This window comes from Photobacterium makurazakiensis (assembly GCF_050336715.1).
Taxonomy (GTDB): domain Bacteria; phylum Pseudomonadota; class Gammaproteobacteria; order Enterobacterales; family Vibrionaceae; genus Photobacterium; species Photobacterium makurazakiensis.
Map to the genome: position 1 here is coordinate 14210 of NZ_JAKJSJ010000064.1, position 23851 is coordinate 38060.

Consider the following 23851-nt stretch of genomic DNA (forward strand, 5'->3'; position numbering starts at 1 on the left):
TGCTTTTTTTTTTTGCCTAACTAAAAAGGCAGCTTATCACCGAGCCTCAATACTATTAACAGTAGTCTTATCTATTATCTTCAACACACCTTCAACACAACAAAGCTGGCTATTTTCACCCTAAACATCCACCTGTAAGTCACTTGGTATAGAATGAAAGCATATCGGGAGAAAAGCTTGCCCTTGGGGGAATTTCACCGCATGATCTCCCACCTTGTCTATTTGCAATGTGACTCACCATGACAGCCCAATTTGATATCTCCTCCCTACGACAACAGTTTCCGGCTCTCGCTCAAGACTGTAACGGACAGCCGCTGGTTTACCTCGACAGCGCCGCGACTACGCAAAAGCCCGATGTGGTTATCAAGGCTATCCAACAATATTACAGTGGTCACAATGCAAATGTTCACCGCGGTAGCCATACTTTAACGGCAACAGCGACGGCGCAATTTGAACAAGCACGCTCAACCGTTCAACGTTTCATTAATGCTGCCAGCAGCAAAGAAATCATTTGGACACGCGGTGCAACTGAAGCACTCAACCTAATAGCACAGACATATGCCCGTAATAACCTTAAAGCAGGGGATGAGATCCTCGTCAGTGAACTAGAACACCACGCGAATATCGTGCCTTGGCAAATCGTTGCGGAGCAAACAGGCGCCAAAGTCATAAAGATTCCAATGCAGCAAGATTGCACCCTTGATATGGCCGCGTTTCATGAACGCCTGACCCCACAAACCAAAATTATTGCGGTAGCCCATATCACGAATGTCACCGGTACTCGTAACCCGGTTGAAGAGATGATCCAAGCAGCGCACAAGGTTGGTGCTGTAACCGTCATTGATGGAGCACAAGCGGTCGCGCATGAACACGTTGATGTTCAGGCGCTTGGTGCCGATTTCTATGTTTTCTCAGGACACAAAATTTTTGCTCCTGCTGGCATTGGTGTCCTTTACGGCAAACAGCAACTGCTTGAGGCCATGCCACCATGGCACGGCGGCGGTAAGATGGTCGAAAAAGTCAGCTTTGAAGGCACAACTTTCTCTGAGTTACCCGGCAAATTTGAAGCGGGTACACCCAATGTCGCAGGCAGTTTGGCTTTTGCTTGTGCAATAGATTGGCTACAGTCATTGGACCGTGCGGCTTCTGAGCAACACATTTTAGCATTGCGCGCTCAAGCGATAGATGGGATCCGTGACATTGAAGATCTGCGTATCATCGGCTTACAGCCCCATGCTAGCCTGTTTTCTTTTGTTGTTGACGGTGTACACCACCAAGATATTGCCACTCTGCTTGATCAGCAAGGTATTGCATTACGTGCTGGTCACCATTGTGCTCACCCGATGATGGACGCATTAAATGTCAGTGGTACATTACGTGTGTCACTGGCCATGTATAATACCAAGCAAGATGTTGAACGCTTTATCGCAGCGCTTCATAAAGCTTGTAGCCTGCTCTAGGAGACCTAATGACGTTACCTGCTCACCCTTTTGGTACAGAAATCACCACCGAGACTATCCTTGCTCAAATGGCAGCCGCCAAAGGCTGGGAAGATCGCTACCGTACCGTGATCCAATTAGGGAAAAAGCTGCCAGCACTGCCTGAGACATTCAAACAAGAGCAACTAAAGGTCAGTGGTTGTGAAAGTCAGGTGTGGCTTGCCCACCAGCAAGACGGTGAGGCTTTCCATTTTGCGGCTGACTCCGACGCCCGTATTGTACGTGGCTTGATCACTTTAGTGCTCGCCGCTTATGAAGGAAAAACAGCTAAAGAAATCAGCCAGTTTGATATAGATGGTTATTTTGATGGCCTTGGCCTAATGGCGCACCTTAGCCCTTCACGCGGCAACGGCTTAAAAGCCATTGTTGAGCAGATCAAAGCTCTGGCTGCCTAGCCTTGTTTTAGTGCTGTAACGACGGTACCGCCCAATAAAAAAGCGAGAGCCATTGGCTCTCGCTTTTTTGAATCTTCATATCAGCTATCAGCGATCAGCGATCAGCTAAACACGATATTTTTCAATCAGCTTTTGCAAAATACGCGATACCGCAACAAACCCGAATGTGGCTGTCACCATGGTTGCCGCACCAAAACCACTGGCACAATCCATTCGCTTGGGACCTTCCGCCGAGGCCTTCATATTACACACCGAGCCATCAGCCTGTGGGTATTTAAGCTGCTCGGTTGAGTACACACAATCAATACCAAACTTACGCTTTGGGTTTTTCGGGAAGTTATGGTGACGACGTAAAGTATCACGCAGTTTCTTTGCCAATGGGTCTTGGATAGTCTTGGTCAAATCTGTAATTTGAATCTGCGTTGGATCAACTTGACCACCAGCTCCACCTGTTGTGATCACCTTGAGTTTATTGCTTTTACAATAAGCTAGCAGCGCAGCCTTTGGCTTCATACTGTCTATTGCATCAAGGATATAATCGTAACGGCGATCGATATATTCAGGGATATTCTCTGGGGTAATGAAATCGTCAATCAGGTTAACCTTGCACTCTGGGTTAATCAGCTTGATCCGCTCGGCCATTACTTCGATTTTACTTTGGCCAACAGTGCCCGTCATGGCATGGATCTGGCGGTTGATGTTGGTCACGCACACGTCATCCATATCGATCAACGTCAATTCACCAACACCTGAACGTGCTAACGCTTCCGCCGCCCACGAACCGACACCACCAATGCCAATCACGCAAACATGCGCTGCACGTAAAATCTCAACTTCGCTATTACCATATAGGCGGCGAGTGCCACCAAAACGTTGGTTATAATTGTCTGATGCTGGGGTATCTAATTCTTGCATGGCCTATCCGCGCTGTATTTCACACATTCATAAAGAAAGAGTGCGATTTATACGCACTCTTTAGGGAATTGTCCAGAGACGCAACAGCCTCTTTACTTAACGAGACAAGTTAAGGCACGAGCGAGGGTTGTTCCGCCTCTGAGCCTTGTAGCCCTAGTTTCCAAACTCGCCCAAAGTGCTTGTAATGCCCAGCATCAATACCAGCTTGCGCGCCCATACCATGGTACAAATCAAGATGGTTCTTCTTCACTGCACCACCAGTATCTAATGCCAGCAATAATTTAAGTATATGCTGTCCATTCCAGTTTCCTTCAGCATCAAGCTGTGGCACTTCAGCTAAAATTACACTGCCCATCGGTAAATATTCACGATCCGCGGCGACAGCAGCATGCGCCTGCAGTGGGATCCCTGCCGTTCCGATCACATCAAGCTCAGCCTTTGGTTTGAAGAATACAAAAGATGGATTTTGCTCTAGCAACTCCTTCACTGTTGCTTCATCTTGTTGTTGTACCCAGTCATCAATGGCCTTTAAAGACATTTTTTCACGTGGTACTTCGCCACGCTCAATCAACACTCGACCAATACTCACATAACGGTGACCGTTTTTGCCATTGTAGGCAAAATATTCAAGCTCATCGTTATCTTCATAATGTACAAAACCGCTGCCCTGCACTTCCATCATGAAAATATCGAGCATCGAAGCACTGTAGCCAAGCTCTAAGCCTTGGCCATCCAATGCGCCATCATAAATTTCAGCACGGGTTGGACAGCGTTCATCACACTCTGGCATCCCATACACTGGGTAACGGTAAGTGTCATTTGGCTCATGTCGTAATTCAATTACTGGTGAGAAATAACCAGTAAACATCACGTTACCTTGCCCATCGCCGCCGCCCATCTGAGCAACCTGAATACCATAGTTACCAAGTTGAGCTGGATCGCCACTGTGTTCAGCCCAGCTTTCAATTTGCTGATACAACGGTTGATAGGTCGTCGCCATCGACGGCGAGCGTTCAATCACTTTTTCCATCTGCTGACTAAACTGGCTGTAATCTTGAGGCTTATCAGAGTTCAATGTCGGTACGGGGTTCAAAACCTGATCAAAGTTACCATCAAGGTATTGCTGACCACGGTCTGTAGGTTTAGCACATCCAGCCAAACCCATAATTAAAATAGCTATCGTCGCTTTACGAAACACAGTTAAACCTATGAATAACAGATCAAAAAAGGACCTATAAAGGGATTAGCGACCAGTGTAACCAACTGCATAGCAGAACACTAACCCCAATAAAGAATTTAGATAAATACGAAGTAATAACAACGCCCGTTTATTCTGGCAAAAAGAAGTAGGAACAATGTCAGTAAAAGGTTGTTTATGTGAATTAACTTCATCGGCCAAACTTTACAACCGTGACTAATTCAACCGCCACACAAATGCGCACTAGGTGTCATATTAATGTCATGCAAATGTCGTATAATTGTCATGTTTATTCAGCATCTGAAAATCGCTGCAACATACTCAATTAGCATACAAGGAGTTATTAATGACAATACCACTGAAGGTAGGAAAAGAGACATTGTTAAACATTAATTCCATTGAGTACCAATGGATAAGAAGCCTTGCCAGCGAAGGGAATTCTGTCAGTCAAATCAATACCGTAATTCAACGCTGTTTAGGTGGTAGCTCTGCCACTGCCGATATGTTGCGTCAAGTAGCCTTGAAGCAACAGCCAATCAATCAACTACTACGTAGCTTGCGGACCCTTGCCTAGTTTTCACTTTTAGATCGTAAATCCAATTTTTGGCGAGAGAAAGACGAGATGTAGTGAGCCGGTTGTTGACGAACCAACCGGTTAGCATGGAATAAATAAGAGTAATTATCATCACCGGCACGATATTCAAGCCTATTGCCATCCCATTTAAATTGCGTCGTCACTTGGCGCCCCCCAACAAAAACACCTGCTGGACTAAGCTCAAATTTATCAGCAACATATGGTGCTACATCTTGTTCAGTCCAAACGCCGTAAATATCCGGTACGGATGTCGATTCAAACAACGGAATATCAAACTTACCTGCAGCCCACATGCTAAACGCCATCACAATGCTCATGACACCAACAATGATAGCGCTAGGGGGAATAAATGCTTTTTGACGGTATTTTTTAGGCTTAGTCATGATTACAAAATACGATAGATTGCAATGCTGAATATACCGTAAAAAAAAACACTTAAAGAGCGAAAGAATAACTAATCCTTAATAACGGGATCTTCTATCCAAAAATATCGAATTCAATGTTGCCGCTATCATTAAGGTCAAGTCCAAGAATGCTATGAAGAGTGAATATTTATTGACTTATCCAACATAATAATAAATAACATAACTTAAATATCGCCAACACCAAGTCAGCTAGCATCAGTACAAGGACGCAAAAAACAGTGAAGTTTAGAAGTACCGCCTTGGTAAAAGAGTTTCGTCAATCGGCTCCCTATCTTAACGCCCATATTGGCAAAACCATTGTCATCATGCTCGGTGGAGAAGCGATTGCGCATAACAACTTTTCGCATATCGTCAATGATATCGCCCTGCTGAATAGCTTAGGGCTACGAATTGTCGTCGTTTACGGCGCAAGGCCACAAATATCAGCCCTTACCGAGCAAGCTAATTATCAAACGCCTTACCACAAAGGTATACGCGTAACTGATGAACGTGCACTGGAACTCGCAAAGCAAGCTGCAGGCCAGCTACAGCTCGACATTACCGCGCGATTTTCAATGGGACTGAACAACACTCCCATGGCTGGTGCCCAAATCAATGTCGTTAGTGGGAACTTCATCATTGCTCAGCCATTAGGTATCGACGATGGTGTAGATTATGTACACAGTGGCCGGATCCGCCGTATTGATATTGATGGCATCCACCGCCAGCTTGATCAGCAAGCGATTGTACTATTAGGTCCTATCGCCAGCTCAGTCACAGGCGAGTGTTTCAACCTTACCTCTGAAGAAGTCGCGACCCAATTAGCTATCAAGCTTAAAGCAGATAAGCTCATCGGCTTTTGCTCCGAACAAGGGGTGCTACGTGACGACAATAGCGTTTGGTCTGAAATGCTTCCCACCGAGGCCGAACATACCCTAAAACAACTCGTTGCTCGTCAAAGTGATGATAGTGGCACAGGACGATTCTTACGTGGTGCAATCACTGCTTGCCGAGCTGGCGTGCCACGTAGCCATTTGATCAGCTACAAAGAAGATGGGGCATTAATTCAAGAACTCTTTTCCTTTGACGGTATTGGTACTCAAATCGTGATGGAGAGTGCCGAACAAGTACGACGAGCAACCATCGATGACATTGGCGGGATTTTAGAGCTGATACAACCATTAGAGGATGATGGGATCTTGGTTCGCCGCTCTCGCGAGCAGTTAGAGCAGGAGATCAAACAATTTACGGTGGTCGACCGTGATGGACTGATCATCGGCTGTGCCGCCCTCTACCCTTTTCCTGAAGAAAAAATGGCCGAGATGGCCTGCGTGGCAGTTCACCCCGATTATCGAGATGGTGATCGTGGCGCATTATTACTGAACCAACTTAGAATCCAGTCAAAAAATATGGGGCTGAGCCACTTATTTGTACTAACCACTCGCAGCCTGCACTGGTTCAGAGAGCAAGGGTTTAGTGAATCTCAAGTCGAAAAACTCCCCGTCACCAAAAAAGCGCTGTATAACTTCCAACGCAAATCAAAGATTTTAATCTTGGACTTGTAACACAACAACGCTCCCAACGGTTACCGTCAAAACAAATCGGCGCCGACATTTTGTCAGCGCTGATTTGTTCTTGATTAGTGCTTGGTTAACGCTTGGCGCTAGCGTCAGCCTAATTTAATAAATCCGCCAAACCACTGGCTCGCTCTGTACGTAAGCGCACTGAACGGTTTAGGGTGTCTTGCGTGGCAAATAAATAGAGCTTTTCTTTGGCTCGGGTGATGCCTGTGTAAGTAAGCTCTCTCGTCAGTAGCGGACTAAATTCCGTCGGCAATACCATTAACGTATCAGCAAACTCGGAGCCCTGAGATTTATGGATAGTCATTGCATACACCGTTTCATGCTCAGGCAAACGGCTTGGCAGTACACCACGGATCGACCCATCTGGCATTTCAAAGAATACCCGCGTCCGATACTCACCCGTCTGTGCATCAGGTTCAGGATCTTTCATCGCGATACCAATATCACCGTTATAAAGCCCCAAACCATGATCGTTTTGACTGATCATAATTGGCCTACCGACATACCATGTTTCATCATCAGGTGCGATTTTACCCAGCCTCGCCAAACCACGCTCAATACGCTGGTTCAAACCAACCACCCCAAAATCCCCTTCTCTTAACGCGCACAGTAACCGTATTTGAGAGAATGCTTTTAACACTTCTGCAGGTGGACTTTTCGCTTCTATCGCATCAAGGTAGCCACGATAAAATGTCACCGCCATATTCAACATACTCTGGTAGCTTTCGCTATTGAGCGGGTAATGATGAATATCTTTAAATCCTTGCTGCAATACTTTTTCAACTAGGCGTGGTTGGCCTGCATTGATGGCTTTTGCCAACTGGCCAATACCTGATTGAGCATGGAAACGGTAACTTTTTCGCAGCATGCACAGGCTATCAGCAACCACCCCTAAGTTTTCCTGTAAAGCTGCAAACTGAAAACCAGTCAATTGCCCCAGCAACTGGCTTTGCTGCTGACTATAACCTTGATCAGAAAAGCTGCAAATATCACCCAGTACCGCCCCCGCTTCCACGGAAGCAAGCTGATCGCGATCACCCAACAGGATTAACTTCGCATGTGGCGGCATCGCATCAAGCAAGCGCGCCATCATAGGCAAGTCAACCATCGAGGCTTCATCCACAACGAGTACATCAAGGTGTAATGGATTTTCCCGATTGTGGCGGAAGGCGACACGATTGGGGATCGATCCCAACAAGCGGTGCAAGGTGCTTGATTGGGTTGGAATGTTATCTTTAACCACTTTTTCAACGGCCAAAGAATCAACTGCCGCACCAATCGACTCGGTTAAACGGGCTGCCGCCTTACCTGTCGGCGCGACAAGCTTAATATCAGGTAAACAGGGCTGACCTTGTTCATCAAGCTCACCACTTTGAATGGCTTGGGTCACCAACGCCGCCAATAACTTTGCCACAGTGGTTGTTTTACCGGTTCCTGGTCCACCAGAGATCACGGCAAACTGGCGGGTAAGCGCCACAGCGGCTGCCACTTTTTGCCAATTCAGACAAACCGAATTTGGGATCAACGACGCTAATGTATCCAGATCGCTAATATGCTCAGCAGCAACCAAGACTTGATCAATAGCTGGCCAGTCTAACGAATCAGCCGCAACAATATCCAACTTATCGCACACTTCAATTTGACGAGCTTGAACGGTATTATCTAGCGGCTCTTTCTTGAGTTTCTGTAACGACTGAAACAAGAAGGTATAGCTACGAGCAAAAAGTTCATCCAGCTTTGCTGCCATTACATCGGTGCCTATCTCGGTCATTTGATGAGTATGGGATGAACGTTTTAGGTGGCCAGCAACCATCTGCTCAAACTGCCAATAACGGCTTAAATAAACACGCTGATTATCTACAACCAACGGCGTTGGGCAGCTACCATCAGATACCGCAACTGAACGTTGTAATATTGCCTGCCAATGGGTGACATCCGGAATATCTTGCTGTAACTGGCCACTAAGCTCTGGTGATAGGCCAAATAAACGACAGGTATCTATATGCTGTAATGACACACACACATGCCCCTGCCCAAGCTCATGGCTAGCTAATGCCGCAACAAGAGTAACTAAGCTGTCTTGCTCATTGTTGTCGCCACTGTTTGATGTCATTGCGACAAATTTAGCAAATTGGTAGTCCAGTGGACGTAAGCGCCCCTGACGAGTCAATTGTTCTAGACGGTTAAGCATCGAGGTATTCTCCGTCAATCAGGCTTTCGAGATCTGTCAGTAATTCAACACTCGGGCGAGCATGAAAGATACCGCTACTATTTTCCGCTTTCACACCACGTAAGAACAAATAGTACACCCCACCGAAATGAGCATCGTAATCATAATCCGGCTTTCGGCTTTTCAAGAAACGATGCAAAGCAAGGGCATATAGCTGATACTGTAGATCATAACGGTGATCGGCCATTGCTTCAGCCAGTTTGCCATCGCGGTATACATCCGGATCGTCACCTAGCCAGTTTGATTTCCAATCCAGTACGTAATAACGCCCTTGATGCTCAAACACCAAGTCAATAAAGCCTTTAAGCATACCGCTAACGGTGGCAAAACCCAGCTCACCAGCACGGGCTGACAGTGAATCATGGCGTGCTATTACTTTATTCAGCAATGGTGCCGACAGTAAGTTAATCGGCAACATAAACTCCATCTCAGTTAAGCGCTGCGATGGGGGTAAGTTTCCTAGCAATAGATCTTTGCCATCTAACGGGCAAGCCAGTACATCTTTGATCATCTGCTGCAATACTGGCAGCCACTCCTCGTCATAATTTTCAAGACGAAGCAGTTCTAAAATGGTCTCTGTCGTTTGCTCGCTATCAACAGGGTCGGTAAATTCAATTTCTTCAAAGAGGGTATGCAAGAACGTACCCGGCCTCGCCCCTTTCGGGAACGTATAAATTGAGCGCTCAGGTTCGATCTCCTCGCCCTCTTCAGTATCTTGTGAAGAGTCGGTATCAAAGCCGGGTAATTCAAACGAGGCATCATGATGACTATGGCCTTGTTTTACCAACCCAGAATAGCTGGTGATCCACCAGCTACGATCAAGCTGAGTATCAAAGGTGGCTGCATTCAACTCAGGCTGTTCATCTTCTACTGGTTGCCAAATCGTATCAGGCTTTATCGGTGGCGACATAACCGCAATGGCTGATGACGTCTTAGCTAAACTCGCTAAAGCATTATCCAGGTCGATTAAACCGCCCTCTTGCCCATCTTGAACCAGCCAGCCAATTGCTGATTGGTGCAAGCCTGTTGGCTCTTTGCGGCTTAACCCTTTACGTACGGGAGACATTCCCAAGTAACAACCATAAACAGCACGTGTTAAAGCAACATAGATCAAACGTAAATCTTCGGCGAGGCGTTCTTTTTCTGCCAACTCCATGCTTTCTTCGGCAGCCGCAATATCAAGTACTGCTTGCTGAGTTTGCTCATCATGAAATAGTGCCGTGCCCGCTTCACGATAACTACAGACAAAAGGTAAAAAGACCAAGTCATACTCCAAGCCTTTCGACTTGTGAATGGTAACGATTTGCACCAAATTACGGTCTGATTCTAAACGTAGTTGCTGCTCATCCACATTGCCATTCGGCTCTTCGATGTGTTCTGCTAACCAGCGGATCAAGCCGTGGTCACTGTCTAGCGTTTGACTTGCCTGCTGTAGCAATTCACCAACATGCAAAATATCAGTTAGACGACGTTCCCCTCCGTTTTGACTCAATAACGTTTCCGGGATCTCGCGGCTAGAAAGCATATGGCGTAGCATTGGCAGTACCCCACGGGTTTGCCACAGCTTACGGTAACCTCGAAACTCAGTGACATGACGTTCCCACTCAACTTCTTCGACATTGAGTTTATCCAGCGCCTCTGCCGTTAGGGCAAACAAGCCAGAAGCCAATGCGGCACGCATGCTACGATCATCCTCCGGCGTTAACACTGCGATCAAAAATCGCTGAATATCTACCGCTTCAACACTGGCAAAAACACTGTCTCGGTTAGACAGGTAAACACTGGCAATGCCTTGATCTGCCAGTGCTTGGCGGATCAAACGCCCTTCACTACCGGTACGCACCAGCACCGATATATCACAAGCATTGATCGGCTTACCTTTTTCACCATCAACCAGCAACGCTTCACCTTGCTGAGAAAGTGTCAGGATCTTTTGGATTTCTGCCGCTGTCGCCAGCGCCATGGTTTTCTGATAATCACCTTTTTTAACTGGCTCATCCGCTTCTTGGCGCCACAAACTCAGCGCGGGCTGCTTCACGCCAGACAGCTGCCAGCTACGGCTCGCCGCCTTCGGGCTATGGGCGACCGGTAAGAACGTAATATCTTGATCATAAATAAATGGTCGTTGAGGGTGTTCAAAAATACAGTTAACCGCTTCGATCATTTCAGCGGTCGAGCGCCAGTTCGTACCCAATGTATAATGTGCAGAAACCTGTCGGCGCGCCTGAATATAAGTAAAGATATCGGCGCCACGGAAAGCATAGATAGCCTGTTTCGGGTCTCCAATCATAAACAAACCGCACGGGCCTGCCTCTTCACCGTCAGAGGTTTTATGATCTTCGCCATACACGGTATTAAAAATACTGTATTGCAGCGGATCGGTATCTTGGAATTCATCGATCATCGCGACGGGGAATAAATTACGGATCCGCGCTGCAAGTGTCGCGCTTTCATCATTGCCTAACGCAGCGGCTAGCTGGGTCAACAGATCATCAAACGATAACCAGCCTTTGCGTCGCTTTGCTTCCGCAAGCAATACACGGCACTCTTTAATGGCATGAGCCAACAAAGGGTCACGTACATTGGGTCTGTTCTCGAGTAACTCATCAATGGCAACAAAAGCAGGGTGCTCTGGCGCTTGCCCTTTGGTCGTTTTATCAAACAACACTTGCTGGCCAAACTTTTCGAGTGACTTCGGTAGCTTGTAACCAGTGTTATCACGATTTGCCCACTCACCCACTTCACTCAATGCTTTAGGCAAACTAGTTTTGGTATAGCTGCGCTTATTCACCCCTGAGCTGGCGATCAGATCGTGGAAATCAGCAGCACCGTCACGCCACAAACCTTTTCCCCGTTCAATACGGGCAAGGTTATCATCATGAAGTTGCGCGATATCCCCTTTCAGCTCAGGAGCACGAATTTCAACTTCAGCGCCTGATAAAAAGACATTTACCTCACGCAGTAATACCGCTGGTGACGCCCAAATATTACGCACTTCCCCCGCTAAACTGCGTGCTAATGGGTAGAAGTTACGCCGCCAGTAATCGGCAACCACCTGCGCCCGCAACTGGCTTTCTTCAGTCACAAACTCATTATTGAACAAGCTACCGGATTCAAATGCATTCTGGGTCAACATGCGCTGACAGAAGCCATGAATGGTAAAGATCGCCGCCTCATCCATTTGCCGTTCTGCCTGCAACAAAATAGCCGCCGCCGACTTATGATCGTCAATATCATCAAGCAAGGGTTTAATGACCGGATCATCACTATGCCCTCGACTAAATGCGATACGAGCATCATGAATACGGCGACGAATACGATCCCTCAGCTCCGCCGTTGCCGCCTCGGTAAATGTCACTACCAAGATCTGATCAACGGTGAGTTCACGAGGAAAGCGACTTTGCTTATCCCCATGGCCAAGTAGCAAGCGTAAATACAAACTCGCGATGGTAAAGGTCTTACCGGTGCCGGCAGAAGCTTCAATCAACCGATTACCATGAAGCGGAAAAGTCATCGGAGCCAATGCTTCCGGTGTTGTCAAAATAGGTTGCTGAGTCATTGGATACACAGATTCCTGTTGCTGTGGCAAGGTCGAGACAGAGGCTAAACCTTACCAACTCAAGATTATTTTTTGTGACCAGACACAAATTCAAATGAATCGGTCGATTAAAATCACTAAGTGTTATATCAGTATGAGAGATCTTTCACGTTTTCCGCCGCCACTGTCCGTTAGTATCCAAGGCACGAAATCTGGTCACCTCTGGACCTGTGGTCGTACAGCGAACACCCTACAATAATTATGATTTGCTGGCGGCCACGCTACACCCTCTTACTCTCGATCTTGCCGCAAATGCAATATTGCTGGTTTCAGCAAAGATTCTCCCCAATGTTGCAAGTCAGCAGCTAGCTCATCATGCCATTCCGGCCATACGCGATTGATATATGCATTCTTCCCCTCGCCTTCAAACATGTAACCACCGTTAAATGCTTCTGCCATTTTCCCTTTTGCTTTATCAAGTGTATCAACGTCATCACACCAATTACCTTGCTTATCAAGACAAGACTGCATCCCTGATAGCACTGTGCGCGGGAAATACGGTAGCGGTAAGGTCAATCCTAAGTAATACGCCTCGACCAACATGACCAATTGCGTTAATGCGTACTCAGTGGATACTGGTTCAAAGAAGAAAACCCCATCAACCCCTACCAAGTAGGTATTCGTCGATTTAGCCGACAACGCGAGACATAAATGATCCAACCAGCCTTGCAAGATATCTTGTGCACGTACTTTACCTGGACGATAACGCACTAGTCCTTGCTGAGTAACATGTTTCAGCCAGCCTTGTAACCGTAATTCGCGCTCGCCCAATGCAAGGACAATATCCACTTCAACATCTGGGAGCGGGGCAACCATTAAATCGGTGATCGTTTGAGCCAGAGCCTCAATTTGCGTGCGCTCATCCATCAATTCAAGCTCACCAAACTGCGCCAGTGGTAACCCACCAGCCGCTTGCTGATATTGGGAAAATTGGCTAAATGCCGCATCGAGATCAGTGATACCTTGCGCGTGGCTATCAAGGAAGGTCGTAAGCAGCTCTTGGCGTAATTGAAAGCGACTTAACCCATCAAGCGCGAAGGGCTCATCATCTTCAACCGCGCCTTGGCTCGCATCGAAATACACCTTCAAGCGACGATTAAAAAAGTATTGCACTGGCAAGCGCCAGAAACGGGCAAGCTCAGCAAGCTCCAGTACATCTCCAGCGGTACTATCAACAGCTTCAGGTGCAAGTGGCGTCGCTTGAAATTCGTTAATCACCATCGACTTTCGATTGGCTGCTGGCAGCCACTCTGCGGCATAGCTCGGGCGATCGCCTAAAAATGCGTCAGGGCTAAAAGGAACGAGGGCATGAAAGTGAGTGATCGCTTTCGCTAGGTTAGCCGCTGAGACATCAACAGGCTTCGCTTCATCCCCTTCAAGGCAATAACCTTGCTGGCAATACTCCAAAAGCTCACTGACCAATACCGATGGCATTTTCTCACTGTTATCTTGGATTGAGCGCCCGACATAGCTGATATATAAAATGTCTTGCGCAGACTGCAATGCTTCAAGAAATAGATACCGATCATCGTCACGACGAGAACGATCACCATATTTGGCCTTACCCGCCATTAAATCAAACCCTTCCGCTGGGATCGAGCGAGGGTAAACCCCATCATTCATGCCGAGCAAACACACCCCTTTAAATGGAATAGATCGCATTGGCATTAAGGTACAAAAGTTAACTTGGCCAGCAAGGAAGCGCTGGCTAACACGTTCACCAGATAGTTTGTCATTTAGGTAATCACGCATCACTGCAGGTGTAATGGCTGAGTTATAACCCGCATCGGCAAGCTGTTGTTCAAGCTGATGTACCTTATCGCGGATCATGCGCAATACCATTTCACCGTCAATATCGACCGCAAAACAATCATCTAATAGCTGGTTTAAACAAGTGATCCACACCGCAATCGGCTGCTCTGTTGCCAGTTGCTGGCGATAGCGCATTAAGGTTTCAATGAATAAGCCCAATTGGCCAGCTAACTCCGCATCCAGCCCTTGCACCTCATCATAGGCTAAGACCCCTTGGAATAAACCGGAGGACTGGGGCATGGCATAACCTAACAACATACGCTGTAAACCAAACAACCACGTATTCTGTTGCTGCTTTGGTAACTGAAACTCACCAGCAGTATCGTCATCAAGCCCCCAACGGATCCCTACTTCTTCGATCCATTGCTTAACGCGCTCAAAACGTTGGCTATCAAAACCAAATTTTGCCATGACGGCAGGCACTTCAAGCAGCTCTAGCAGCTCAGAGGCCTGGCAGCGGCTTTCAGGTAAGCTAAGTAACCGTAAGAAGGCCAGTAGAACTGGGTTCTCTTGATCGGCACTCCGATCTGAAATCGAGAACGGGATATAGCGGTTACCGGATGCATTGCCAAATACCGCCTGTATATAAGGGCTGTAGCTATTGATATCAGCGACCATCACCACGATATCACGCGGTGATAGATCTGGGTTTTCAGCCAGCATCGTCAGCATATTATCGTGCAGTACTTCAACCTCACGCATTGGCGAGTGGCAGGCATGAATGGTTAATGAGTGATCCCCAGTCCGTAGCGGTAACTTATGGAAACTATCGTCGGTGATTTCATCATTGACCCTATCTTCTAGGTTCAATATGTCAGCCTGCAAAGCATGCAGTAGTGAGTCGGGCTCAATATCAACAAATGCTTCAACATCTTGCGCCTCCATCTCGGATAGCAAATAAAGGTTATCCCTTCCTAGCTTGCCCAGTGAAGCCAATAATGTATTTCCCACCGCCTCCTCGTGGGTGTCATCAATGACATTATCTTCAAGTTCTCCTTTGAGAGGAGATATCACCTCTCCTCGTTCACTGTGATCGGCACACCACTGCAATTGCTGACGCTGCTTTGCGGCTAGACGAGCCAAATATTTGCGATCACGCACCTCTCCCCAGTAATGACGGCAAGGGTTAGTAAACATAAGGTGTACATCAATGTGTTTTCCGAGTGCAGCCAATGCATCGAGATAGCGCGGTGGCAGGGCTGAAATACCAAAAACAAACAATCGCTTCGGCAAGCCTTTAGGTAAAGGGGAACCGCTGTGTAGAAAGCCTTCAAGCGTCTCGATGAAGTTATCGTAAAGGTTGGCACGGTGATACGGTGATTGGCCGAGGCTGAGCGTATGATCATACAGTGCTTGCCAGAGCAAAGGCTGCCAAGGGTGATCGGCAACCAGCTCAGGATCGATTTGATCAGCTTCCCACGTCTGTATCCACTCCGGGCGATATACCAAGTACTGATCGAATATATCGGCGATTTTCTCAGACAATTGATAGCTTTTAACTTGATGTTCATCTTCACGTAAGTAATTCGCCAGCGGTTCAAATTCGGGCTTATCGAGCATAGATGGCAATACTTGTAATAGCTTCCATGTCATGGCCTCTTTGTTGAATGCACTGCGCTCAGGCACATCACTCAACACTTTGGTAAACATATTCCAGATAAACGTCGCTGGTAGTGGAAACTCAAGGTTCGCAGCAATGCCCTGTGCTTTGGCAAGTTCCAGTTTCAACCATTGTGACATCCCAGGACTTTGAACCAGAATTTGCTCTTGCTCAAATGGATTATCGAGAGGATCGAGGCGTATGAGCTCGACAAGCAAGGATTTTAATAAGTCGAGCTGGTTGGAGTGATAGACAGTAAACACGCTGGTATCTCACGTAAAGAGAAGGTTACCCTGATTGTCTACGATCAATTGGTTAGCTGCAAACCAAATAGTTAAAATGCAAAAAAGCCCGGATTAACCGGGCAAAACACACGCATTGTACTTGCTGTCCTTAGCAACTCTCATAAACTGTCCCACCAGCTTCGGTACACATTGCAATGGTAAGTGGCAGATACTTTATATGCTTAAACACGGTGTGTAACAGGACGAAATAATTATTCTTTCACTCTTATTGCCATCATTTTTGATAAAAAAATGGCGACAGCAAGAGTGACACAACAAAAATCAACGGATACCCTTCTTTGCTTTAACATGAATCACAGAGGTCGCATTATGGAGGAGCTTACCGTGTTTAAGACCTTTAAATGTACCTAAAGCAGCTGTAACCCATGCCAAAATCAAGCACCCAAATAAGATAATTGAAGCCCATTGAAAAGCAGGTAACCCAGTATGTAGCGCTAACTGTGTTGTACCCGTTACACATGTACCAATTGGGAATGTAAATGCCCACCAAGTTAGCGCGAATGGCATTTTTCTACGTAGCCCGCGTAAGGTAAGTAAAGCGGCAACACTGAACCACAACATAGCAAAGCCCCAGACGGGTACACCATAAAGAATTGCCATTACATTCATACCTGATGCGATAGGTTCACTAACGGTATACATAGCTGCAGCACCTAAACTACCAGCAGCTGTAATTGACTGGCCTAGTGGACCTAAAACAATCCATAACGTCGGTACTCTCGCACTGCTTGATGTACCAGCATGTGCTAAGCGGCTCCAAATTAGAGTAATGATAATAAGTGAAGCAACTAAACTAATACCAAAGCAGGCATACATACCATAAAGCAATGTTTGCTGCGCAATTGTATTCGACATATGTGAAAGAAACATCGAACCAATCGTAGCCGATACCATTGGTGGAACGATAGGCATTAACCAACCACCAAATGCCGCATCGTTATGAACTTCATTATGAGTAAATAAACGGTATGGAATAATGATTGCGGTAATAATACCACTAATAGTTCCAATCCAAAAAAGTGGCCATGCAATGCTAAGCGCTAAACTTTGACCAAAGAGGTCAGGGCCTAGTAGCAATGTTCCGCCAGCCACAGTTAGGAATGCCATCGGTGGCGCACCAAAAAACTGTGACATCACTGGATCATTAAATTGCCGCTTGATAATGTGCGGTTTAGTTATTGTTTGGTAGCTTTTAAAAATAGTCATAACGACAAGCATGGCAAACGCAACCAGCCAAATAACAGTAGCAAAACTGGTTAAGTGTTTACCTATAAATGGCAAGCCAACAGCAGCATTGGCAATAATGCCAGTACCCATCACAGAAGCGAACCAGTTAGGTCCCATTTCTTTTTGTAACTCAATTTGTTTGTTATTCGACATGAAATTTTACTTTTAAGGTGTTAAATAAGGGTAGTCGTATTCTAATGACCAGGCAAAACCATAAGAGCTTGTCTTTTAATGAAATAAAACAACATTAATCTCTGAACACAAAATGATTATATATAGTTTGAGATGTTTACAATAATTGAATATATTTAACCAATGGTTCAGTGAAAATTAACAACACTAAGAGCAGCATATGAATATCTCCCTTCGGCAACTCAACGTTTTTGTTACCGTTGCTCAAGAACTGACGATTACAGCAGCGGCAGAAAAGCTGTTTCTATCAAAGCCAGCGGTCAGCATGGCGTTATCTGAATTAGAAAAACAACTTGATCACAAGCTGTTTGACCGAAATAACAATCGCCTGCTGATCAATGAACAAGGTAAACGCTTATTACCTCTTGCAGATGAGCTCCTTGCTCGTAGCCATACGATTGAGCAATTATTTGACCAAGAAGGTCCGATTGCCGGAAAGTTGAAAATCGGTTCTAGCGATACTGTCGGAAACCAAGTTACTCCCTTCTTGCTAAGAGACTTTCGCCAGCATTCGGGCCACTACGACCAATCGCTATTCATTTCAAATACTGCACAAATCTGCCATAAACTTGGTGAATTTGAACTGGATGTTGGATTAGTCGAAGGTAAGGTACAGCACCCCGATCTTACCGTAGTGCCTTGGCTTGGCGACGAGATGGTCGTTGCTTGCAACCCTACCCACCCGCTAGCAAGCATTAACCAGCTGAGTATTTCAGATCTAGAGCAATCGAACTGGATATTACGAGAATCTGGCTCTGGTACCAGGGAGTTTTTTCTCAACCGAATATCCCCACGGTTAGAAGTGTGGCACCAAGCTTTTGAGCTGAATAATACCGAAGCAATTATTAACTGCGTAGCTGCAGGGTTAGGGATCACCTGTTTATCACGCCGAGCTGCCGAGCATGCTGTTAATGACAAACGCGTGGTGATCCTTAAGCTACCTCTGGATATGCAACGCCAATACTGGCTGCTTTACCATAAGGAAAAGTACCAGAGCCCACTACTAAAGCTATTTCTCGCTTTTTGCCAGCAATGGAACTTACCATTTACCACCATAAACTCAGCGACTGCGCATGATTAAATTCGATTATCGCCACAGCTGAACGCTATGATTTGGCTGATCTGACATAACGATCGGCCAGACTCCTGGCGCCATGCATTAAAGGCAGCTTGTGTTGCGGCTAGCGATTTCTGCGTATCTCGCCCGCCATCAATAATATTGGTATGACGCAGGTAGCTTTCTACATCGTGGCTAAGAATAAAAGTGTCTTTTCCCATAATCCGTAATGTGTAAGGCCCGGTATTGCCCCCAAGCCGCTTACCGTGCTTTTTCATGTATCGCCAAAGCCCTGTAATATCCTCTTCGGGCCAATCTGCAACCATACTGGCAAATGCCCCATGCGAAAGTGCAGCTTCGTGAATCATTTGTGCATTATCTGGGATGGTCATTACCTTAGCCAAATGGCGAATAATGGCTGGGTCCGTGGCCTTACGCTCCCACATTTCTGTTGGCATCAGTAACATTTTTTCGATATCAAAACCAAAAAAAACCTCTTCAAAATTCGGCCATTTGTTTCTAACCACCTGCCAGCTAATTCCGGACTGAAAAACTTTCTGAGTAAACGCAGCTAACCAGCGGTCATCACCAAGCAACTTAAGCTGTTCTGCCGACAATGGCGTCGACAGCATGCTTTCAAGCACATCTTTCCCACCCTTTCGCTCTGCGGCACGGGCATATATTTGAGCAAATTTTTCTCTCGCCATCACATTAACACGCTTATCACTGGACATAGCCCTTTATGCTACTGTATAAACAGCCAGTAAATCAATTTCGGGAGAGGGTGACTATGGCTGTTATCGTCAAATATGTAGTTGAGCGCAACGGAGAAGAAAAGATGACTTTCACCTCTAAGTCTGAAGCCGACGCATACGACAAAATGCTAGATATGGCTGATGAGATGTTTACTTTGCTAAGCGAAAGTGAACTTTTCGAGGATGAAGCCAAACAAGAAGAGCTATCATTATTCTTAGCTCAAAAGCGTGAAGATGTACTAGTTGCACTGGGTGCGAAGAAAAAAGCAGCCCCAAAAAAGAAAGTAGCAAAACCTGAAGCTGTTGCAGATATTGCTTCAGATGAAGCTGCATAAGCGACTATTCAAGTAACACGCCAATGAATAAACCTCCATCTTGGGGGTTTTTTTATGCACTTTCATCGTCTTAAAACGCTCCACAATCCCTACCCCAATAATATTTTCGTCATTTTTAACTGTTTAATCTTTTAGCCCTTCTATATCCGCTCAACTGTCATTATGATGGTTCGATAACCTTGATATAACAATGAGCCTTCCTATAAGGGAATCCCTCGGCTTTGCCGAACGGCGCTCAACTTTTTAATATGGAGAACGATCAATAATGGCCAGCTTTTCACTAGCACTCGGTACTGCGACTAAAAACCGCGATGGCAAAATCATCGAAGCTTTTTTCCCAACCCCAATCCTTAACCCATCTGATGCGCTAGTTAATGCAGTTGCTGCTGTTGTCGATTACAAAGAAGGCAACCAAGCAATCGAGATCACATCGGCACAATGTGCTGATCTAACTGCGGCATTTAATGGCGTTGGTGAAGAGAAAAGTGCTCAGTTTGCAAGCCGTGCAGCTCAGTCATCACAACCATTAGTTCTTGTGATTTTAGCATCTGATGAAGCACCAGCTTCAGTTTCTGAAGGCTTCTTGAAACTACAGCTGATTTCAAATCGCCTAGTACAGCCTCATGGTTTAGTGCTTGATGGCATCTTCGGTCTACTGCACAACATTGCTTGGACTAACCAAGGTGCAATTGATTTACCTGAGCTAGCTGATCGCCAAATCGAAGCTCGCCTAAACGGTGAAACTCTGACTGTCGACTGTGTAGATAAATTCCCGAAAATGGTTGATTACGTTGTACCTGCAGGTGTACGCATCGCTGATACATCACGCGTTCGTTTAGGTGCGCACGTTGGTGAAGGCACGACTGTGATGCATGAAGGTTTCATCAACTTTAATGCTGGTACTACGGGTGTTAGCATGGTTGAAGGCCGTATTTCAGCAGGTGTGATGGTCGGTAACGGTTCTGACATCGGTGGCGGCGCTTCTATCATGGGTACGCTATCTGGTGGTGGTAAGGTTGTTGTTTCTATCGGTGAAAACAGCCTACTAGGTGCTAACGCTGGTCTTGGTTTCCCTATGGGTGATCGCTGTACTATCGAATCAGGCCTATATGTTACAGCGGGTTCTAAAGTACGTATGCTTGACTCAACAGGCCAAGAAGTTGAAGTGGTTAAAGCTCGTGATCTTGCTGGTAAGCCAGACCTACTATTCCGCCGTAACTCAGTAACAGGCCAAATTGAGTGTCTAACTAACAAGTCTGCGGTAGAGCTAAACAGTGAATTGCACAGCAATAACTAAAGCTAAATTAATGATGTGATAAAGGCTGCCTCGGCAGCCTTTTTAATTTTATAGATCAATAACCTCGTTCTACCAAACCGTAATTCGAACTACTATTACATTCATCTGGGTAGGCTGGGTTTAAAACCGTATTTACATTCTGCTTTCCACTACAATATTCAAAGCGCCCATTCAGGTATCCCGCTCGATACTTTTCATATTCCGTTTCTGATAACGCACCACGCTTGTACAACTCCTTGGTATCCCACTCACGGTAGCCTTGCTCACCATGGTACTCTCCAAGTTGTTCCCACTCTTGTTTCTGCGCTAAATCATTTTCATGAAAACCGACACAGCCAAATAACATAATGATGGAAAACCCAACTAAGCATTGCACTACTAACTTAGCCATGGCAATTTCTCCTAAAAGAACTGCATTAAGTATGGCTGATCAGCTCAGTGCTGCCACCGCACGTCGACCACTCTCACTTTGCGTACCTAGCATCGCAAGTAACCAGCCGAGTCCGGCGCCAATAACGATTACAGCCCCAAGGTGCCAGGCTTCACTAAGCCCTGCTTTCAATAAACCGTTACTCATCATAGAAGCAAATACCATCTGACATGCTCCGGATAATGCAGCTACAGTGCCCGCACGATTACCATAAGGAACTAGCATTAATGATTGTGCACAAGGGAAAGCGATACCGTTCGCCATGGCTAACAGAAAGTGCCCGGAGCTCATCCATAATGGATCAAGAGGAGCTGCTATCAATACCGCCCCTGAGACTAAATGTAATAATGGGGCGAGCTGTAACATTCTCTGCGTACCGAGCTTAGGCCTTAAACGCTGACACACTAAGCCGCCACAAAGCAGGCCAAAAGCTGGCACCATCGCCCAGAGAGCATATTGCTCTGAAGATAAACCAATCTGCACCTGCATAATAAATGGCATTAACGAAATAGAAATCACTACCAGAAAAAAGTTTACCCAACCAATACCGGCAAATGATAAAAAGTGCCTTTCATGTATGAGAGAGAAGTATGAACTGATTAGGTTACCGACCGAATGTGGTGTCGTAGGCTTTAATAATGTTTCTTTAAAAGAGAAAAGTAGTACCAGCCATACCACTGCAATATAAGCTAGCAACAAGATAAAGACCGAAACCCAGCCAGAATAATGATTAATCAGCCCCCCTATCACAGGGGCTATGATAGGCGTAAAGGCCGCAACAATTGCTAGCCACGTCATGGCTTTTACTAAATCTTGCCGCTGATAACTATCTCGAATCGTAGCCCTTGCTAATACCGCGACACTACCAGCTCCCACCCCCTGAATGACTCTGCCCGTGAGTAGCCATGAGAATGAATCTGCATTTATTACAGCAACAATTAAACCAAGTAATGCAATCAATAAGCCCGATAACAATATAGGGCGACGGCCAAAAACATCAGAAAGAGGCCCATAAATGAGCTGAGAAAGACCAAAGCTAAATAGGTAACCAGAAACCAATAACTGCACTTGCTCAGTGCTTAAATGAAGATCTGCGGCGATCCACGGCAAAGAGGGGAATACTAGACCGAGGCTAAATTGCCCAATACTGACAATTAGACAAGCGAGTAACAGTGGCTTCCAGGTAAACGATCGCATTCTTTCTCCCATATTGTGTAATCTATCTATTATGCACAATATGGGGGAAACAATAAGCAGCGTGAAACTAATGCATTCTTTCCTGATGGGAATGAATTATTTTTACTTATTAATTAGGTAGGTAAATGGGTTCGTAAGTGAGAATTTGCTTCCTTGCGTTGTCACCTTACCCTGCTTCATAGCCACGATCACCTCTTTCTGGACTTTAATCAACGAAAAGAAACGGATAACCATAAAGACAATAAAGACAGGCATGAGGATCTGGCTAATAGGCGCAGATTGTAAAAGTAAGTCATTCCCTAGCCACAAAGTAAGCATTAGCAGCATGGCATATAATGAGTGAGGTTTAAGAACAATTTTAATCTCACTATCAGACTCGGTACGCTCAAAGAAAAACGTCATTTGTTACTCCCTAAAGTTAGTTGCCGTTACCCTCTCATAACTCATCATCTAATGACAAGTACCAAGCAAAGCGTTGCTTTAAAGAGTTGTAAATAGGTGTGTCAGGATAGGTCGGCTAACCAAACGAGCAACCACTTCACTCCGTGCTAACACACAAATTTAAGACATAAAAAACCCAAGTCGTAAGACTCGGGCTTAGTATAAGTGGCGGAGCTGATGGGACTCAACGCGCTGGGCTTCCGGACGCGACCAAAGTGCACAGCACTTTCGGGAGCATCGGATACAAGAAAGCCTCACTATTTCTAGCGAGGCTTCTTAATAAGTGGCGGAACGGCCGGGCTGGCGCACCAGCGGGACTCATTCGCCTGCAAGGCGAACATATCCGACAGACGTAAAAAAGCCCGAGTCTTTCGACTCGGGCTTAGTATAAGTGGCGGAGCGGACGGGACTCGAACCCGCGACCCCCGGCGTGACAGGCCGGTATTCTAACCAACTGAACTACCGCTCCACACGGACATGGATGTTACCATCACATGCGATTTCCATCGTTCAATATGAAAATCTAATTTGTTTTTGCTTTAAGATTTTATGAAAAATCTGAAAACAAGGAAATTAAAGCCTGGCGATGTCCTACTCTCACATGGGGAAACCCCACACTACCATCGGCGCTATTACGTTTCACTACTGAGTTCGGCATGGGATCAGGTGGGTCCATAATGCTATGGTCGCCAAGCAAATTCTGTTTATTCACCGCCTAATGGCAGTAAATAGCAATCTGGGAAAATCTGACTAGTTTCTCAAACACCATTCAAGTGTTTCGTGGAG

General features: G+C 46.0%; 18 protein-coding genes, 1 tRNA gene and 1 rRNA gene. 7 read left to right on the forward strand and 13 right to left on the reverse strand.

The features are described 5' to 3' along the window. The first annotated feature begins 239 nt into the window (after positions 1 to 239). The gene (csdA, locus tag L4D09_RS23535) at positions 240 to 1460 is read left to right on the forward strand and encodes a cysteine desulfurase CsdA (RefSeq protein WP_428459976.1); all 1221 of its coding nucleotides are present in this window, start codon (positions 240 to 242) and stop codon (positions 1458 to 1460) included. Between the two features lie 8 nt (positions 1461 to 1468). Next, positions 1469 to 1894 (forward strand): cysteine desulfurase sulfur acceptor subunit CsdE, encoded by a 426-nt coding sequence (csdE, locus tag L4D09_RS23540; protein ID WP_428459977.1) that lies wholly within the window; start codon positions 1469 to 1471, stop codon positions 1892 to 1894. A gap of 105 nt (positions 1895 to 1999) precedes the next feature. Here the strand turns inward: csdE and tcdA are convergent, their stop codons facing one another. Further along, entirely contained in the window at positions 2000 to 2809 is an 810-nt protein-coding gene (gene tcdA / locus L4D09_RS23545; RefSeq protein WP_428459978.1) for a tRNA cyclic N6-threonylcarbamoyladenosine(37) synthase TcdA, read from the reverse strand. A gap of 109 nt (positions 2810 to 2918) precedes the next feature. Continuing rightward, positions 2919 to 4007 carry a murein transglycosylase A gene (mltA, locus tag L4D09_RS23550; protein WP_428459979.1) on the reverse strand — a complete coding sequence of 363 codons (1089 nt, stop codon included), beginning with the start codon at positions 4005 to 4007 and terminating at the stop codon, positions 2919 to 2921. A gap of 346 nt (positions 4008 to 4353) precedes the next feature. On the opposite strand from mltA, the gene L4D09_RS23555 reads away from it, so the two are divergent. Next, entirely contained in the window at positions 4354 to 4581 is a 228-nt protein-coding gene (locus tag L4D09_RS23555; protein ID WP_428459980.1) for a hypothetical protein, read from the forward strand. Here the strand turns inward: L4D09_RS23555 and L4D09_RS23560 are convergent. After that, complete coding sequence (locus L4D09_RS23560; RefSeq protein WP_428459981.1) at positions 4578 to 4985, reverse strand: DUF2850 domain-containing protein; 408 nt, start codon at positions 4983 to 4985, stop codon at positions 4578 to 4580. The two genes, L4D09_RS23555 and L4D09_RS23560, sit on opposite strands and share 4 nt — an antisense overlap. Positions 4986 to 5245: 260 nt before the next feature. On the opposite strand from L4D09_RS23560, the gene argA reads away from it, so the two are divergent. Continuing rightward, complete coding sequence (gene argA / locus L4D09_RS23565; protein WP_428459982.1) at positions 5246 to 6571, forward strand: amino-acid N-acetyltransferase; 1326 nt, start codon at positions 5246 to 5248, stop codon at positions 6569 to 6571. A gap of 109 nt (positions 6572 to 6680) precedes the next feature. Here argA and recD read toward each other — a convergent pair whose 3' ends face one another. From recD to L4D09_RS23585, 4 genes are all read right to left on the reverse strand, one after another. Beyond that, the gene (recD, locus tag L4D09_RS23570) at positions 6681 to 8780 is read right to left on the reverse strand and encodes an exodeoxyribonuclease V subunit alpha (RefSeq protein ID WP_428459983.1); all 2100 of its coding nucleotides are present in this window, start codon (positions 8778 to 8780) and stop codon (positions 6681 to 6683) included. After that, positions 8773 to 12378 carry an exodeoxyribonuclease V subunit beta gene (gene recB, locus L4D09_RS23575; protein WP_428459984.1) on the reverse strand — a complete coding sequence of 1202 codons (3606 nt, stop codon included), beginning with the start codon at positions 12376 to 12378 and terminating at the stop codon, positions 8773 to 8775. Before recB ends, recD begins: the two co-directional genes overlap by 8 nt. Positions 12379 to 12648: 270 nt before the next feature. Continuing rightward, positions 12649 to 16092, reverse strand: coding sequence for an exodeoxyribonuclease V subunit gamma (gene recC, locus L4D09_RS23580; RefSeq protein WP_428459985.1), 3444 nt, complete (start codon positions 16090 to 16092; stop codon positions 12649 to 12651). Positions 16093 to 16395: 303 nt separating this feature from the next. Continuing rightward, positions 16396 to 17514 carry a TDT family transporter gene (locus L4D09_RS23585; RefSeq protein ID WP_428459986.1) on the reverse strand — a complete coding sequence of 373 codons (1119 nt, stop codon included), beginning with the start codon at positions 17512 to 17514 and terminating at the stop codon, positions 16396 to 16398. A gap of 199 nt (positions 17515 to 17713) precedes the next feature. Here L4D09_RS23585 and L4D09_RS23590 point away from each other — a divergent pair, with 199 nt between their 5' ends. Beyond that, positions 17714 to 18634, forward strand: a complete 921-nt coding sequence (locus L4D09_RS23590; protein ID WP_428459987.1) for a LysR substrate-binding domain-containing protein — start codon at positions 17714 to 17716, stop codon at positions 18632 to 18634. On the opposite strand, the gene L4D09_RS23595 is transcribed toward L4D09_RS23590, so the two are convergent. Next, positions 18631 to 19317, reverse strand: a complete 687-nt coding sequence (locus L4D09_RS23595; protein WP_428459994.1) for a DNA-3-methyladenine glycosylase I — start codon at positions 19315 to 19317, stop codon at positions 18631 to 18633. The two genes, L4D09_RS23590 and L4D09_RS23595, sit on opposite strands and share 4 nt — an antisense overlap. Before the next feature lie 83 nt (positions 19318 to 19400). Between L4D09_RS23595 and L4D09_RS23600 the strand changes: the two genes are divergently transcribed. Both L4D09_RS23600 and dapD read left to right on the forward strand, forming a co-directional pair. After that, positions 19401 to 19700, forward strand: a complete 300-nt coding sequence (locus L4D09_RS23600) for a YebG family protein (protein ID WP_428459988.1) — start codon at positions 19401 to 19403, stop codon at positions 19698 to 19700. Between the two features lie 265 nt (positions 19701 to 19965). Then, on the forward strand, positions 19966 to 20997 hold the full coding sequence (gene dapD, locus L4D09_RS23605) for a 2,3,4,5-tetrahydropyridine-2,6-dicarboxylate N-succinyltransferase (RefSeq protein ID WP_428459989.1): 1032 nt from the start codon (positions 19966 to 19968) through the stop codon (positions 20995 to 20997). Between the two features lie 55 nt (positions 20998 to 21052). Here the strand turns inward: dapD and L4D09_RS23610 are convergent, their stop codons facing one another. From L4D09_RS23610 to rrf, 5 genes are all read right to left on the reverse strand, one after another. Continuing rightward, positions 21053 to 21388: a DUF2799 domain-containing protein gene (locus tag L4D09_RS23610; RefSeq protein WP_428459990.1), complete on the reverse strand. Its 336-nt coding sequence runs from the start codon at positions 21386 to 21388 to the stop codon at positions 21053 to 21055. Between the two features lie 39 nt (positions 21389 to 21427). After that, entirely contained in the window at positions 21428 to 22624 is a 1197-nt protein-coding gene (locus tag L4D09_RS23615; protein ID WP_428459991.1) for an MFS transporter, read from the reverse strand. A 102-nt stretch (positions 22625 to 22726) separates the two neighbouring features. Continuing rightward, on the reverse strand, positions 22727 to 23026 hold the full coding sequence (locus L4D09_RS23620; protein ID WP_428459992.1) for a hypothetical protein: 300 nt from the start codon (positions 23024 to 23026) through the stop codon (positions 22727 to 22729). A gap of 431 nt (positions 23027 to 23457) precedes the next feature. Continuing rightward, positions 23458 to 23534, reverse strand: a tRNA-Asp gene (locus L4D09_RS23625). Positions 23535 to 23643: 109 nt separating this feature from the next. After that, positions 23644 to 23759 (reverse strand): 5S ribosomal RNA (gene rrf / locus L4D09_RS23630). Between the last annotated feature and the right edge of the window lie 92 nt (positions 23760 to 23851).